Below are 16,534 nucleotides of genomic sequence, written 5' to 3' on the forward strand. Positions count from 1 at the left end.
GTAGGTCGCATATAAGGTAGCGTGCCCCGCGTTAGTTAGGGCAGCCTGTACTAATCCGGAGGACACGTCGTGGGTGTGGGTGAGACTGGATCGTCGACAGAGCGAACGACCGATCGCACCGTCCGCGAGGAGGTCGCCGAGCTCCTCGGGGTGAGTCCCGACGAGGTCGACCCGCACGCCGACCTGATCGCCTCCGGGCTCGACTCGATCCGCATGATGTCGCTGTCGGGCCGGTGGCGCAAACAGGGCATGGACATCAACTTCGCCGCTCTCGCGGAGAACCCGACCGTGGCGGCGTGGTCGGCACTGGTGGCCGAGCGGTCCGGTGGCGGCGGCGCCGAACCGGCGGCCGAGCCCGCGCAGACCGGCGACGAGGACCAACCCTTCCCGTTGGCGCCGATGCAGCACGCGATGTGGTTGGGCCGCAACGACGATCAGCAGCTCGGCGGCGTTGCGGCGCACCTGTACGTCGAATTCGACGGTGCCGGCGTCGACCCCGAGCGGTTGCAGCACGCGGCCACCAAACTCATTGCGCGCCATCCGATGTTGCGCGTCGAGATCCTTCCCGACGGGACGCAGCGCATCGGTGACCGCGGCTTGCCCGTGACGGTCCACGACCTGCGTGACCTCGACGCCGAGGCCGCCGAGCAGCGACTCGAGTCCATCCGGCACGAGAAATCGCACCAGATCCTCGACGGTGACGTGCTGGAGTTGAGCTTGTCGCTGCGTCCCGACGGTCGCACCCGGCTGCACGTCGACATGGACATGAACGCCGCCGACGCGGTGAGCTACCGCAAGTTCATGGCCGACCTCGCGGTGTTCTACCGCGGCGGTGATCTTCCGGATCTGGGTTACACCTACCGGGAGTACCGCGCCGCACTGGCCGCGTCCGATCCGGGCCCCTCGGACGAGGATGTGCGGTGGTGGGCCGAGCGCATCCCCGACCTTCCCGAATCGCCCGCGCTGCCGCTGATTCCGCCTGCCGAACAGGACAACCCCCGGCGCAGCGTGCGGCTCTGGCACATCTTCGACGTCCCGACCCGCGACGCCTTGTTCGCCGCCGCGCACCGTCGTGGCATCACGCCCGCGATGGCCGTCGCGGCGTCGTATTCCCATGCGCTGGCGCGCTGGTCGAGCGGTTCGCGGTTCCTGCTGAACCTGCCGATGTTCGGCCGTGAGCCGTTCCATCCCGACGTCGAGAGACTCGTCGGCTGCTTCACATCCTCCTTGATGCTCGACATCGACCTCACCGAAGCCCGCACGCCCGCACAGCGGGCACGCGCCGTGCAGGAGACCCTGCACAACACCGCACGGCACTCGAGGTACTCGGGCCTGTCGGTGTTGCGCGACCTCGGCCGCCACCGCGGCAACCAGGTGCTGGCACCGATCGTCTACACCAGCGCACTGGGGCTCGGCGACCTGTTCGCCGGCGAGGTCACCGACCAGTTCGGGGCACCGGTCTGGACGATCTCGCAAGGCCCGCAGGTGCTCATCGACGCGCAGGCCACCCCGCTCGCCGACGGCCTGATGATCAACTGGGATGTGCGCGTCGACGCGTTCCGGGCCGGCGTGGCCGAGGAGATGTTCGCCTACCACCTCGCCGAGCTGACCCGGCTCGCGACCGACGACGCCGCCTGGGACGCACCCTATCCGCCCGCGGTGCCCGAGGCGCAGCGAGCCGTGCGGCAGGCGGTCAACAGCACCACCGCGCCGCCGAGCGGTGAGGCGATCCACGACGGGTTCTTCAACCGAGCGCTCGCCGACCCCGAGGCCCCGGCGGTGTTCAGCAGCGACGGCGAGCTGACCTATGGAGAACTTCGCGTCCAGGCCCTGAGCGTGGCGGCGACGTTGTGCGACAACGGGGTTCGGCCCGGTGATCTCGTCGCGCTGATCGGTCCCAAGTGTGCCGAACAGATTCCCGCGGTGCTCGGCATCCTCGCGGCGGGCGCCGCCTATCTCCCGATCGGTGCGGACCAACCCGCTGAGCGCACCGCCCGGATTCTCGAGTCGAGCACGGTGGCCGCGGTCCTGGTATGCGGCGGCGCGCAGACGGACCACACGGGCGTGCCGGTCATCGCCGTCGCCGACGCGGTCACCCGCGGCGCCGACGCGCAACCTGTCCAGACCGACCCGAATTCGCTTGCCTACGTGCTGTTCACCTCGGGTTCGACCGGCGAGCCCAAGGGTGTGGAGCTCACCCACGACGCGGTGATGAACACCATCGAGTTCGTCTCCGAGCACTTCGGGTTGCACCGGGGCGATCGCAGCCTGGCGCTGGCCTCGTTGGAGGCCGACATGTCGGTGCTAGAAATCTCCGCGCTGCTGCGCGCGGGCGGTGCGGTCGTCGTGGTCGACGAGGATCAACGCCGCGATCCGGACACCTGGGCGCGGTTGATCCAGCAGCACGGGGTGACATTCCTGAACTGGATGCCCGGATGGCTCGACATGCTGCTCGAGGTCGGCGGTGACCGCCTGACGAGTTTGCGGGTTGTGCTGCTCGGCGGCGACTGGGTGCGACCGGAACTGATTCGAGCCCTGCGCAACTCGGCTCCGGGCGTGCGCGCCGCCGGTTTGGGCGGGGCGACCGAGACCGCGGTGCACGGCACGATCTGCGAGGTCGACGATCCGCCCGCGCACTGGACGTCGGTGCCCTACGGGACCCCGTTCCCGAACAACGCCTGCCGCGTGGTGGCCGCCGACGGGTCGGACTGCCCCGACTGGGTGCCCGGCGAACTGTGGTTCACCGGCCGCGGCATTGCGCGCGGATACCGCGGGCGACCCGACCTGACGGCCGAGAAGTTCGTCGAGCACGACGGCCGAACCTGGTACCGCACCGGCGATCTCGTCCGCTATCTTCCCGACGGGACGCTGGAGTTCGTCGGCCGTGTCGACCACCGGGTCAAGATCAGCGGATACCGCATCGAGCTCGGTGAGGTCGAGGCCGCCCTCAAGCGGGTCGCCGGAATCGACGCCGCGGTCGCCGCCGTCATTCCCGGCGAACGCGATGTGCTCGCGGCGTTGGTACGCACCGACGACCCCGCAGTCGATGCGCGGACGGTCACCGAGGCCATGACCGATCTCGTGCCCGCCCACATGATCCCGAAGATCATCGCGGTGTCCGACCGAATCCCCTTCACGGTCAACGGCAAGATCGACCGCAAGGCCGTGGCGCGGCTGCTCGCTGACGTGGAACCGCCTGCGGCACGGGAGTACCGGGCGCCGGCCACACCATTGGAGTCGGCGTTGGTGGCGATCGTCGAAGACGTGCTCGATGTCGACGACGACGTCCGCGTGGGTACCGACGACGACTTCTTCTCCCTCGGAGGGGATTCCGTGCTGGCCACCCAGGTGATCGCCCGGGTGCGCGACTGGCTGGACACCCCGACGGTGTTGGTCACCGACATGTTCGCCGCCCGGTGCGTCGCCAAACTCGCCCAACGACTCCTGGGCCGCGAACCCGATGACGAGCGGCTCAACGCCGTCGCCGAGGTGTACCTCGAGGTCGCGCAGATGGACAGCGCCGCGGTGCTGTCCGAGCTCGAATCGTCCGCCTAGGGCCTCAGCGAAGGGCGCTGGCCAGCCGTCGCCACTGCTCGCGCGGGAACTCGCGCGGATCGGCGGTCAGCACCTGCACGCACACGTGGTCGGCGCCGGCGTCGTGATGCTGCTGAACGCGCTCCAGCACGGTCTGTTCGTCGCCCCAGGCGATGATCGCGTCGAACAACCGGTCGCTGACCGTCGCCACGTCCTCTTCAGTGAAGCCCGACCGCAACAGGTTGTTGGCGTAGTTGGGCAGCGCCAGATACGAACGCAGCCAATCGGTTCCGAGCGCGCGGGCCTCGTCGGCGTCGGTGGTGAGCAGCACCGTCTGCTCGGGGAGCAGCAGCGGACCCTCGCCGAGCTGCTCGCGGGCGTAGCGCGTGTGATCCGGGGTGACCAGATAGGGGTGAGCGCCGCGCGCCCTGGTCGCGGAGAGTTCGAGCATCTTGGGACCCAGGGCCGCGAGCACCCGGTTAGCGACCGGGACGGGCTGGGGAGTCGCATCGATGTCGTCGAGGTACTTGCGGGTCGCCGCGAGTGGCTTGCGGTAGAGCCCCGGTTCCTTCGAATCGATCAGCGGGGCATGGCTGACCCCGATGCCCAACAGGAAGCGCTCGCCGTGCCTGTCGGTCAGCGAGGCGTAGCGAGCGGCCACGTCGGCGGGCTCGTGCATCCAGAGGTTGAGGATTCCGGTGGCGATCACCACCTGCCTCGTCGCCGAGAGCAGGTGGTCCACCGAATCGAGGACCGGCCCGCCGACGTCGGGGATCCACAGGGCCGAGAAGCCGAGATCCTCCAGCTCCGCGGCGGCCTCGGCCGCTTCACCCTGATCGCCGTAACGCAACTGCGAACTCCAGATACCGACGCCTGCCAGGTCCATGAACGATCCCTTCGAAAGGTGTGAGCCCGTACTCGACGCCTTCACGTTACGTAGCGGCCGCCGCCTCATAGGCGACCGGTAGGGTTAGGCGACCCTTACCCACCGCTATACCTGGAGGGTGCATGACCGCCGTGCAACCCGCGCCCGCCATCGAGACGGGTCCCCCCGAAACCGCGGCCGATGCGGCCAAGCGCGCAGCCACCTACGACAAGCTCGCGCTGCAGCAGCTGCTCGCCCCCACCCGGGCGCGCTCGTCGCGCGCGCAGCGGTACCAGCTGCTGGCCTCGGCGGCGACGATCGTGCCGTTCATCGGCATCGTGGAGATCGGCCGTGAACTGCTCGCCGACGGACCGCCGGACACCGCAAGGCTCTGGACCGTCGTCGCCATCGTGGTCGTCGCGCTGCTGGTGCGCACGCTCGCCGGCGGTGCCGCGCTCACGATCACTCACTTCGCCGACGTCGATCTGCAGCGGTCGTTGCGGCTGCGGATCGTCGACAAGCTGGGCCGGTTGCCGCTGGGCTGGTTCGGCAGCAAGTCGTCGGGCGAGGTGAACAAGGCCGTCCAGAACGACGTCGGCGAACTGCACTTCCTGGTCGCCCATTCGGCGGTGGAGAACACCGGAGCGCTGGCCACCCCGCTGTTCGGCCTCATCTACTGCTTCTACCTCGACTGGCGGCTGGGCCTGCTGGCAATGGCCACCGTGCCGTTCTACATCGGCATCTACCTCGCGCTGGGGCGTGACTCCCGGACGCAGATGGAACGGCTCGACCGGGGCGTCGAACGGATCAGCGCCACCATCGTCGAGTTCATCGCCGGGGTGTCGGTGGTCAAGACGTTCGGCCAGGCCGGCAAGGCGCACAAGCGTTTCGCCGACGCCGCCGACGAGTTCAACGAGAGCTTCGCGGGATGGATCGGACCGCTGGTCCGGGTCAAGGCGGTGTCGTCGGTCTTCATCGACACCCCGGTCCTGCTGCTGGCCAACCTGGCCGGCGGATACTGGTTCGTCCGCAGCGGCTGGGTCAGCCCGATCGAGGTGCTGGGCTCGACGCTGGTCGCGGTGACCATCCCGGCGGCCGTGCTGACCGTCGGCTACTCCACGCACATCAAACGCCAGGCCGCGGCCGCCGCCGGGCGCCTGCAGCGCCTGCTGGACACACCAGTGCTGCCCGTCGCGCGCGAACCGCAGGTACCGCAGGACAATTCGATCCGATTCGAGGATGTCCGGTTCTCCTACGATGGCGAGAACACCGTCCTGCACGACGTGTCGCTCACACTTGAAGCCGGGACCATCACCGCGCTGGTCGGGCCGTCGGGCAGCGGCAAGTCCACGCTGGCCACGCTCGTGCCGCGCTTTCACGATGTCACCGCGGGCGCGGTACGCGTCGGTGGTGTCGACGTCCGCGACATCGCGCCCGCCGAGCTGTACCGGCACGTCGGGTTCGTGCTGCAGGACGTGCAACTGCTCGGCATCAGCGTCGCCGACAACATCCGCCTCGGCCGCGCCGACGCCACCGACGAAGACGTCGTCGCCGCGGCCAAGGCCGCCCGCATCCACGACCGGATCTTGCAACTGCCAAGGGGATATGACTCCGTCATCGACGAGGACGCGCACTTCTCCGGTGGTGAGGCTCAGCGCGTGAGCATCGCGCGCGCCGTGCTGGCCGATACGCCGATCCTGGTGCTCGACGAGGCGACCGCCTTCGCCGACCCCGACTCGGAGGCCCAGATCCAAGAGGCGTTGTCGCGGCTGATCGTCGGGCGCACCGTGCTGGTCATCGCCCACCGGCTCGGCTCGATCGTGTCCGCCGACAACGTGGTCGTGCTGGATCAGGGGCGCGTCGCCGAACAAGGCAGCCATGACGAACTGCTCGCCGTGGGCCGACAGTACGCGCGCATGTGGAAGTCCTACACGGCAGGGCACGCACGGGAATGGGAGGTGGCCCGATGATCCGGGGCTTTCTGCAAATCCTCGGCCCGCAGCGGGGCCGGATGTTCAGTTTCCTCGCGGTGGTGACCGTCTACGGCATCCTGCACGGGCTGGTGATGCTACTCCTGGTGCCGGTGACGGAGTCGCTGTTCGACGGCGACTACGCCGCCACCGGCCGCTGGCTGGGCCTGATGGCGATCACCGTGCTGGTCGCGTCGGTGCTCAGCTACGTTCAAGCCAAGCTCGCGATCCGCATGGCGCTGACCACGATGCGGCTGCTGCACCACCGGCTCGGTGACCACATGGTGACCCTGCCGTTGGGGTGGTTCAGCCGCGAGACGGTCGGCAAGGTGTCCCAGATCGCAGTCAAGGGAACGGTTTTCGTCGGCACAAGCGGCGGAAACCTGGTCACCCCGCTGGTGGTCAACACCGTCAGCGCGGTGACCGTAGTGGCCGGCCTGTTCTACTTCGACTGGCGGATCGGACTCGTCGCATTGGTCGGCGGGGCGCTGCTGGTGATGTGCGGGCGGTTCGCCTCCCGTCTGATCGCAGGCGCCGAGGTGCGCACCCACGATGCGGCGATCGAGGTCAACAACCGGGTGATCGAGTTCGCGCGCTACCAACCCGTGCTGCGGGCCTTCGGACGCACGGGGGCCGACTACACGCCGCTTGGCGACGCGCTGCAGACGCAGCATCGCGCCGGACGTGCCGCCCTGTGGCAGTCGGTGACCGGGCTCCTTCTGAACGGCGTTGCGGTGCAGGCGGTTTTCTCGGCGCTGATCGCGGCGGGTGTGTGGATCGCGGTCCAGGGCGACATCAACCCCGTCACGCTGGTGGCCATCCTCGGGCTCGCCGCCCGGTTCGCCTCACCGCTGTCGCAGCTGGCCGAACTCGGGTCCGCGGTCAGGCTGGCGACCGCGGAGCTTCAGCGCATCACCTCCATTTTGGACACCCCGTCGTTGGCCGAGCCGGCCACCGCGAGCGCGCTTCCGGCGCCCGGCCGCGTCGAGCTCGACCGTGTCGCGTTCGGCTACTCGGATCGCAAGGTGCTCACGGACGTCAGTTTCGTCGCCGAACCGGGCACGATGACCGCGCTGGTCGGCCCGTCGGGCTCGGGGAAGTCGACGATCACGAAGCTGATCGCGCGCTTCTACGACGTCGACGGCGGCGTGGTCCGGGTCGGGGGCGTCGACGTGCGCGACCAGCTGACCGCGGACCTGATGGCGCAACTGTCTCTGGTCTTCCAGGACGTGTACCTGTTCGACGACACGCTGTGGGAGAACATCCGCATCGGTCGGCCCGACGCCGACGATGCCGCCATCGTGGAGGCGGCTCGCACCGCGGGCCTGTTGTCGGTCGTCGAGCGCCTGCCCGACGGCTGGCAGACCCGGGTCGGTGAAGGCGGTTCGGCGCTCTCGGGCGGCGAACGGCAGCGGGTGTCGATCGCGCGGGCGCTGGTGAAGAACGCGCCCATCGTGCTGTTCGACGAGGCGACCAGTGCGCTGGACCCGGAGAACGAACATCACGTCGCCGAGTCCATCCGGACGCTGGCCAAACACAGCACCGTCATCGTGATCGCACACAAGCTGTCCACGGTCACCGCTGCCGACAACATCGTGGTGCTGTCGGCCGACGGCACGGTCGAGGACCAGGGCAGCCATGCCGAGCTGATGGCCCGCGGCGGCCAGTACGCGCAGTTCTGGAACCAACGCGTTGCCGCCAGCGGGTGGGTGATGGCCGCCGCGGAAGGATAACTGCGTTCGCGCACGTCAGACCCGGTACAACTACGCGAAGCAGCGACGCCGACAGGACCGGGATGCCCCTTACCGGAGGGGCGACGTAGGCGTGTCCGGGGCGCGAAGGATAGGGTAACCTCACTTCCGATTTAGGACAGCCTGCGCTAATCACACGGAGGAATTCATGAGTGTTTTCACCGCGGAATCGCAGGCCCGCTCATCGCACCTGTCCGGTCTTCGACGCCACCCCGATGCGACTCCGACGCGATGATCGACGAACGGAGCCAGCTAACCTTCGCGCCCTGGATCAAACGTTCCGCGGGGCAGTCATCAGACGGAGCGACCATCGTCTTCCCGCACGCCGGCGGGGCGGCCGCGGCCTACCGCGCGTTCGCCTCGGCGCTGGCCCGCACCGGTGACGACGCGTACGTGGTCCAGTACCCGCAGCGCGCGGACCGGCTCCGCCACCCCGCACCCGAGACGGTGCAGGATCTGGCCGCCGACCTGTTCGCCGCGGGGGACTGGTCCGAACTGGGACCGCTGCGCTTGTTCGGCCACTGCATGGGTGCGGTGATCGCGTTCGAGTTCGGCCGCGTGGCCGAGCGCAACGGCGTTCCCATCCGCCAGCTGTGGGTCTCGGCGAGCCAGGCCCCCTCGACCATCGCCACCTCACCGCGCCTGCCGACGGCCGCGACCGAAGTCGTCGCCAACATGGTCGACCTCGGCGGGACCGACCCTCGCTTGCTGGCCGACGAGGACTTCATCGAACTGCTCGTTCGTGCAGTGCGCGCGGACTACGAGGCGTTCAACCGCTACGCGTGCGAAACCGACATCCGCCTCACCGCCGACATACACACCATCGGTGGCCGCGACGATCACCGAATCAGCCCAGACATGTTGCGCGGATGGGAGACTCACACTCAGGGCGCCTTCACGCTGTCGTTGTTCGACGGTGGACACTTCTACATCAACGACCATCTCGACGCCGTCGCGGAGTTGGTCAATGCCGGTTAGCACGCCCGACGGCGTCAGCGACGATCCGATCGTCATCGTGGGGATGGCGATCGAGGCGCCGGGAGGAATCGACACCGCCGAGGACTACTGGGATCTGTTGGTCAACCGCCGCGAGGGCCTGTGCCCGTTCCCGCGGGACCGCGGCTGGTCGGTCCGCGACATCCTCGACGGCTCGGCGCGCGACGGGTTCAAGCGCATCCACGATCTCGGCGGCTTCCTCGCTCGGGCAGCCGAATTCGATCCGGAGTTTTTCGGGATCTCACCGCGGGAAGCGGTCGCGATGGACCCGCAGCAGCGGGTCGCACTCCGGGTGGCGTGGCGGGCACTGGAGAACAGCGGCATCAACCCCGACGACCTCGCGGGCCACGACGCCGGCTGCTATGTGGGCGCTTCGGTGATGGGTTACGGCCCCGATCTGGCCGATTACTCCAACCTCACCGGGCATTTGATGTCGGGCACCGCGCTCGGCGTGATCTCGGGGCGCATCGCTTACACCCTCGGTCTGGCCGGGCCCGCGTTGACCATCGACACCTCGTGCTCGTCGACGCTGACCGCGATCCACACCGCTGCACAGTCGCTGCGATCGGGAGACTGCGACCTGGCGCTGGCCGGCGGTGTCTGCGTGATGGGCTCAGCCGGTTTCTTCGTCGAATTCTCCAAACAACACGCGCTGTCCGACGACGGTCACTGCCGCCCTTACAGCGCGCAGGCCAGCGGAACCGTATGGGCCGAGGGCGCGGCCATGTTCGTCCTGCAGCGCCGGTCACGCGCGCTGCGCGACGGACGCCACGTCCTCGCCGAGTTGCGGGCGACCTGCCTCAACCAGGACGGCCGCTCCGTCGGGCTGACCGCACCGAGCGGCCCGGCGCAGGCGCGGTTGTTCGCTCGGGCCCTCGAACAGAGTGGTCTGCGTCCGCGCGACATCGGGATGGTCGAGGGGCACGGTACCGGCACCCGGCTCGGGGACCGCACCGAGCTGATCTCGCTCGCCGGCACCTACGGCGCCACCGAACCCGGCCAAGGCCCGCTGCTCGGCTCGGTGAAGTCCAACCTCGGCCACACCCAGGCCGCCGCGGGGGGACTCGGCCTGGCCAAAGCCCTGATCGCCGCCGAACACGGCGCCATCCCCGCCACCTTGCACACCGACGAGGCCAGCCGCGAAATCGACTGGGACAGCCAAGGATTGCGACTGGCATCGAAGCTGACGCCCTGGCCCGCCACCAACGGTGCGCGGTTTGCGGCGGTCACCGCGTTCGGCATGAGCGGCACCAACGCCCATGTGATCGTGTCGGTTCCGTCGAGCCGTCCCGAGGCGGCGTGATGGACACCGGTTTCCCCGACGGCCGGGTGCCGGTCGTGTTGAGCGCGCACGCCGAGGAACTGCTGACCGCCGACGCCGAGGCGATACTGCGCTACCTCGATCGCGAGCCCGGCGTGGCGGCGGTGTCCGCAACCTTGCTGCGCACCCGGCGCATACGCAGGCACCGCGCGGTCGTGCGCGCCGCCGACACCGCCGAACTGGCCGAAGGACTCCGAGCGATCGTCGACGGCGGTACGCACCCGCTGATGGCCCGCTCGTCGCAATCAACGGCGACGCGAACGGCTTTCGTCTTCCCCGGACAGGGCAACCAATGGCCGTCCATGGGGGCGGACGCCTACCGGCGGTCTGCGGTGTATCGCACGCACGTCGACCGGTGCGCCGAGGCGTTCGTCGCCGCAGGCGAGCCGTCACCGCTGCCGTACCTGACCGCGGAGACCAACGGCGGGTCCTGGCCGCAGACGCAGATCCAGTCGGCGCAGTTCACCCATGCCGTCGCGCTGGCCCAGATGTGGCGCTCATGCGGAATCGCACCCGACCTGGTGGTCGGGCACAGCCTCGGTGAGGTCGCGGCCGCCCACGTCGCCGGAAGCATCGCGCTGCCCGACGCGGCCGCCGTGGTCATCGCCCGAGCCAAAGCAGTCGAGCGGCTCTCCGGCGACTACGGCATGGCGGCGCTGGGGGTTTCACTTGCCGAGGCCGAGCGGTTGATCGAATCGACGCCGGGATGGCTCGAGGTGTCGGCGGTCAACGCCGGCGCGTCGGTGGCGGTGTCGGGGGAGCGCGCGGCGATCAGCGCGCTCGTCGCTACCGCAGCCGAACGCGGGCTGTTCGCCCGCGAACTGGACGTGGACTATCCCGGACACACCAGTGCGCTGGAGCGGCTGCGCGAGGACCTGCTCGCGATGCTTCCAGACACCGAGTTCGCCGACGCCCCAGTCGAGTTCATCGGCTCCACCACTGCCGACGTGGTGCCCGGGGGCACCCGGTTCACCTCCTACTGGTACCAGAACCTGCGCAACACCGTGCGATTCGACAGGGCCGTCGCGTCCGCGGGCCGCCGCGGCGGCGCGGCGTACATCGAGATGTCGGCGCATCCGGCCCTGCTGTTCGCGCTGGGCGACCTGCTCGCCGACGAGGACCCTCTGATCGTCGGATCGGGGCATCGCGACCTGCCCGCCATCGACGCGCTGTCGGCCAGTATCGCCACCGTCGCGGTGGCCAACCCCGAATTTCGTTGGGCCGACCTGGTCGACGTCGCTGCGCAACCCCAGTTGCGCGGCTTCCCGAACGCGCCGATGCGGGCGGTGCGGCTGTGGGCACAACCGCAGCCGCTGGCTCCGGTCTACGGCCTCACCGTCGCCGGTGAGAAATGGGACGCCACCGCGCGACCAGACGCGACCGCGCAGCGCGTCGCCGTCGTCGAGCTTGTCGGCCCGCGCGGGCCGCTCGGTGAACAGCTGCGGTCGGCGCTGCGGGCCAACGGATCCGACGTGGTCGAACCGTCCGACGCCGAACTCGTCGTCGCCGTCGCGCCCCTGCTCGACCATCCCGACGTCGAACGCGCGGCCCACGACATCTCCCAGCTCGTCGGCGAGGGCCTGCTTGATTACGTCGACGCGTCGGGACCCCACTGCCGCGCGGTGTGCCTGGTGACGGTGGGCGGTGAGCACGTCCAGCCGGGGGAGCCGGTCGCGTTGCCCGCGCAGACCGCCCTCGCGGCGATGCACCGCAGTCTCGGCTTCGAGCGACCCGAGCAGGCGTTTCGGCATCTCGACCTGCCCTCCTGGGAACCCGACGACACCCTGGCCGCCGCGGCGGTCAGCGCACTTCTGTCCGGCGGCGACGAGGTTGCCGTGCGCGACGATGGTTCGGGTCCAACGGTTTTCCTCCGCTCCGTCGGGGAGGCGATGGAGCCCGCACCCTCGTGGCTCTCGGTGCCCGGCGCGTTCGACGACGTCGTGATCACCGGCGGTAACGGCGCGGTGGCATTGCATTTCGCCCGGTACCTGGCCGCTCACGGGGCACGCCGCATCGTGCTGCTCAGCCGCCGCGGACTCGACGCCGCCACCAAGGCCGAACTCGCCGCGATCGCACCGGGCCTCGACGTGGTCGCGCCGCGGTGTGACATCACCTCTACCGAAGAGATGGCCGCGGCGGCCGAGGAGTTCGGCGGCGACGGTGCGTCCCTGCTCATCCATGCCGCGGGCGCGGCGGCCTTCGCCGATCGGGACGAGCTCACACCGGAGACGTTTACTGAGGCGGCCGCCGCGAAGATCGGCGGGCTGGCCAGGGCCGCCGAGCTCTGGCCGATGCGCCGGGACGCTCGAATCCTGGTGTGCTCCTCGGCGTCCGGAGTGTGGGGTGGGCGCGGACACGCCGCATACTCGGCCGCCAACCGGATGCTCGACGTGATGGCGGGCCAGCTGCGGGCCAAGGGCCAACACTGTGTGGCCGCCAGGTACGGACTGTGGCGCGGCAGCGGTATCGCCGACGCGGACGAGGTGACCAAGATCGAGCGGTCCGGGCTGCTGGCAATGTCACCGGATGCCGCCGTTGAGGCCAGCCTGCGCGACCACGGCGAGGATCCGCTGCTGTTCAGCGCCGACCAGACCCGATTGCGGGTGTTCCTGGGGAGCCGGACCGCAGAGCATGCCGAAACAACCACGGCCACAACCGAACCGGCAGGCGACACCACGGCGATGGTGACAGCGGAGCTAGGCGCGGTGCTCAACATCGAGGCGGCCTCGATCGACCTCGAGACGTCCCTGCTCGACTTGGGGGTCGACTCGCTGCTGGCTTTGGATTTACGTAAACGGCTGCAACGGGCGACCGGACACAAGGTGTCGCTGGCGGTCCTGCTCGGCGGCGTCACCGGCGGCGAACTCATCGCCGACCTCGACAGCAAAGAACGATCAGAGAAGGTGGACAACGCGTGACTGACACGGTCGATATCCGCGAGCAGGTGGAGGACCGCCGGCTGGAGCTGTTGCGCCGCAAGCTCGCCGAGCGGGGTCTGCGCGGTGAGAACACCTCGACCGGCGAACAAGACGGACTATCCGACGGCCAGCGCCGCATGTGGTTTGTCCAAGCGGCTGACCCGACGGGGGCGATCCTCAACATCTGCCTGTCCTACCGGCTCATCGGCGACCTCGATGCCGCCCGGTTGCACGACGCCGTCAAAGCAGTCGCCGCGCGTCACGCCGCGCTGCGCACCACCTACGGCGTCGACGAAGACGGCGAACCACAACCAACCGTCCACGACGACCTGACCCCGGGCTGGACCGTGCACGACCTGACCGAGCTGTCCGAGCATGCGCGCCGGCTGCGCTTGGAGGTGCTGGCCCAGCGCGAGTTCTGCGCCCCCTTCGATTTGAGCACCGACTCGCCGCTGCGGCTCACCGTCGTGCGCACCGCGCCCGACGAACACGTCATGTTGCTCGTGGCGCACCACATCGCCTGGGACGACGGCTGCTGGCAGGTCTTCTTCGGCGATCTCACGCGCGCGTACGCCGGTGAGGCCTTGGCGCCCGCGGTCACCCCACCGTCGCACGCGCTGGGCCCGGTTGACGAGGACCTCGACTACTGGCGCGAGACGCTCGCCGACCCACCGGAGCCGCTGGAGCTGCCCGGGCCGAACGGCTCTGCGGTGCCGACGAACTGGCGCTCGCAGCGGCTGACGCTGCAGTTGCCGGACGCGACGGTCGAGCGGGTCGCCGCGCTGGCCAAGGAGGCAGGCGCAACACCGTACATGGTGCTGCTGGCCGCCTTCGGGGTACTGATGCAGCGCTACACCCATGCCGACGACTTCCTGGTCGCCGCACCGGTGCTCAACCGCACCGCCGAGGTCGAGGACGTGATCGGGTACTACGGCAACACGGTGGCGCTGCGCCTGCGCCCGGGCGCCCATGAGAGCTTCCGCGACGTCCTCGCACACGCCCGTGACACCGCGGTCGGTGCGTTCGCCCATCAGCGCGTGAACCTGGACAGGGTGGTGCGCGAACTGAACCCCGACCGCCGCCACGGTGTGGAGCGGATGACGCGGGTGACCTTCGGTGCGCGCGGCGCCGACGGGCAGGGCTTCAACCCGCCCGGAATCACCTGCCGCCGAGCCGAATTACGCGGCCATCTCACCCAGCTGCCCTTGGGCTTCATGGTGGAGTTCGACGCACCCGGGATCGTGGTGGAGGCCGAGTACCTCGTCGAGATCCTCGACGCGCCGCTGGTGCGCCAGCTGCTCGAGCACTACGCGGTGCTGCTCGACGACGCGCTGCAGCGCCCCGACCTCCCCGTCAACGAGCTCGAACTGATGGCGCCCGAGGACGTCGAATGGTTGCGCCGGGTCTCGGCGGGAGAAGAATTCGACACCGACCCGTCGACCATGACGGCTCTGGTGGAGGCGCAGGCGGCGCGCACACCGGACGCCGTCGCCGTGGTCTACGAGGGACGCAACTACACCTACCGGGAGCTCAACGAGTCGGCGAACCGGTTGGCGCACTGGCTGATCGAGCGCGGTATCGGCACCGAGGACCGCGTGGCCGTGCTGCTGGACCGCTCACCGGAGCTGGTGATCACCGCGCTCGGCGTGATCAAGGCGGGCGCGGTGTACCAGCCTGTCGACCCGACCTACCCCGAGGACCGGCTGACGTTCATCCTGTCGGACTCCAACCCGAAACTGGCCATCCGCGAACCGATCACCGACCTCGACCGGTTCCCGACCACCAACCCCACCGACGCCGAGCGCGTCCGCCCGCTGTACCCGGAGAGCACGGCCTACCTGATCTACACCTCAGGTTCGACCGGTCTGCCCAAGGGTGTCCCCGTGGCCCACAAGCCCGTCGCCGAGTATTTCGTCTGGTTCAAGGGCGACTACGGGATCGACGACAGCGAGCGGCTGCTGCAGGTCGCCTCGCCGAGCTTCGACGTCTCGATCGCCGAGATCTTCGGCATGCTCGCGTGCGGCGGTCGGCTGGTCATTCCGCGCCCGGACGGACTTCGCGACGTCGGCTACCTCACCGACTTGCTGCACGACGAGGGCATCACCTCAATGCATTTCGTGCCCTCGCTGCTGGGCCTGTTCCTGTCGCTGCCCGGCGTCAACCAGTGGCGGACCCTGCAACGGGTGCCCATCGGCGGCGAGGCGCTGCCCGGTGAGCTGGCCGACAAGTTCCACGCCACATTCGACGCGCTGTTGCACAACTTCTACGGCCCGACCGAGACCGTCATCAACGCGAGCCGGTACAAGGTCGAGGGTAAGCAGGGCACCCGCATCGTCCCCATCGGCAAGCCGAAGATCAACACCCAGATCCACCTGCTCGACGACGCGCTGCGGCCGGTCCCGGTCGGGGTGATCGGCGAAATCTACATCGGCGGAACCCATGTCGCGCACGGTTATCACGACCGGCCCAAGCTGACCGCGGAGCGGTTCGTCGCCGATCCGTTCAACCCTTCAGGCCGGCTCTACCGATCGGGTGATCTGGCCCGCCGCAACGCAGACGGCGACATCGAGTTCGTCGGTCGCGCCGATGAGCAGGTCAAGATCCGCGGGTTTCGCATCGAACTCGGCGAGGTGGCCGCGGCGATCTCCGTCGACCCGAGCGTCGGTCAGGCGGTCGTGGTGGTCAGCGACCTGCCCGGGGTGGGCAAGAGCCTCGTCGGCTACGTCACGCCGGCCGAGGACATCGAATCGGTGGATGTCGAGCGGATCCGCAACCGGGTCGCCGCCGCTCTGCCGGAGTACATGACCCCGGCGGCCTACGTCGTGATCGACGAGATCCCGATCACCGCGCACGGCAAGATCGACCGGGCGGCGCTACCCGAACCCGACATCGACTCCGGCGCGGTGTTCCGCGAACCGGCCGACGGTACCGAACGCCGGATCGCCGACCTGTTCGCCGAACTGCTGGAACGCGACCGCATCGGCGCCGACGACTCGTTCTTCGACCTCGGCGGCCACTCGCTGCTGGCCACCAAACTCGTTGCCGGGGTTCGCAGTGCGTTCAACGTCGACATCGGCGTGCGCGAGGTCTTCGAACTGGGCACCGTGGCCGCCCTGGCGCAACGGATCGACTCGTCATCGACCGCCGGCGGCCCCACCCGCCCCAGGCTGGTCCCCGTC

The 16,534-nt window shown here is 69.2% G+C and carries 8 protein-coding genes; 7 read left to right on the forward strand and 1 reads right to left on the reverse strand.

The features are described from left to right. Positions 1 to 69 precede the first annotated feature (69 nt). The gene (locus tag CEX87_RS06335) at positions 70 to 3,555 is read left to right on the forward strand and encodes a non-ribosomal peptide synthetase (protein ID WP_094286408.1); all 3,486 of its coding nucleotides are present in this window, start codon (positions 70 to 72) and stop codon (positions 3,553 to 3,555) included. A gap of 4 nt (positions 3,556 to 3,559) precedes the next feature. On the opposite strand, the gene CEX87_RS06340 is transcribed toward CEX87_RS06335, so the two are convergent. Next, entirely contained in the window at positions 3,560 to 4,420 is an 861-nt protein-coding gene (locus tag CEX87_RS06340) for an LLM class F420-dependent oxidoreductase (protein ID WP_064427545.1), read from the reverse strand. Positions 4,421 to 4,542: 122 nt separating this feature from the next. Between CEX87_RS06340 and CEX87_RS06345 the strand changes: the two genes are divergently transcribed. From CEX87_RS06345 to CEX87_RS06370, 6 genes are all read left to right on the forward strand, one after another. Next, entirely contained in the window at positions 4,543 to 6,369 is a 1,827-nt protein-coding gene (locus CEX87_RS06345) for an ABC transporter ATP-binding protein (protein WP_094286410.1), read from the forward strand. Beyond that, complete coding sequence (locus CEX87_RS06350; RefSeq protein ID WP_094286457.1) at positions 6,366 to 8,102, forward strand: ABC transporter ATP-binding protein; 1,737 nt, start codon at positions 6,366 to 6,368, stop codon at positions 8,100 to 8,102. Before CEX87_RS06345 ends, CEX87_RS06350 begins: the two co-directional genes overlap by 4 nt. A 249-nt stretch (positions 8,103 to 8,351) precedes the next feature. After that, the gene (locus CEX87_RS06355) at positions 8,352 to 9,098 is read left to right on the forward strand and encodes a thioesterase II family protein (protein ID WP_064427543.1); all 747 of its coding nucleotides are present in this window, start codon (positions 8,352 to 8,354) and stop codon (positions 9,096 to 9,098) included. Next, a complete protein-coding gene (locus CEX87_RS06360; protein ID WP_094286412.1) occupies positions 9,088 to 10,419 on the forward strand; it encodes a beta-ketoacyl [acyl carrier protein] synthase domain-containing protein in 1,332 nt (443 codons plus the stop codon). The genes CEX87_RS06355 and CEX87_RS06360 overlap by 11 nt, the downstream gene beginning before the upstream one ends. Then, entirely contained in the window at positions 10,419 to 13,355 is a 2,937-nt protein-coding gene (gene mbtD, locus CEX87_RS06365) for a mycobactin polyketide synthase MbtD (RefSeq protein WP_094286414.1), read from the forward strand. Before CEX87_RS06360 ends, mbtD begins: the two co-directional genes overlap by 1 nt. Continuing rightward, on the forward strand, positions 13,352 to 16,534 hold a 3,183-nt coding region (locus CEX87_RS06370), incomplete at its 3' end, for a non-ribosomal peptide synthetase (RefSeq protein WP_142301072.1). The genes mbtD and CEX87_RS06370, both read left to right, overlap by 4 nt.

Source organism: Mycobacterium lehmannii, assembly GCF_002245535.1.
Lineage (GTDB): Bacteria > Actinomycetota > Actinomycetes > Mycobacteriales > Mycobacteriaceae > Mycobacterium > Mycobacterium lehmannii.

What these genes read in the sequence shown, in the direction of transcription:
- mbtD (WP_094286414.1), top strand. Translation starts at nt 10,419, where the DNA reads ATGGACACCGGTTTCCCCGACGGCCGGGTGCCGGTCGTGTTGAGCGCG.
- CEX87_RS06350 (WP_094286457.1), top strand. Translation starts at nt 6,366, where the DNA reads ATGATCCGGGGCTTTCTGCAAATCCTCGGCCCGCAGCGGGGCCGGATG.
- CEX87_RS06355 (WP_064427543.1), top strand. Translation starts at nt 8,352, where the DNA reads ATGATCGACGAACGGAGCCAGCTAACCTTCGCGCCCTGGATCAAACGT.
- CEX87_RS06345 (WP_094286410.1), top strand. Translation starts at nt 4,543, where the DNA reads ATGACCGCCGTGCAACCCGCGCCCGCCATCGAGACGGGTCCCCCCGAA.
- CEX87_RS06340 (WP_064427545.1), bottom strand. Translation starts at nt 4,420, where the DNA reads ATGGACCTGGCAGGCGTCGGTATCTGGAGTTCGCAGTTGCGTTACGGC.
- CEX87_RS06360 (WP_094286412.1), top strand. Translation starts at nt 9,088, where the DNA reads ATGCCGGTTAGCACGCCCGACGGCGTCAGCGACGATCCGATCGTCATC.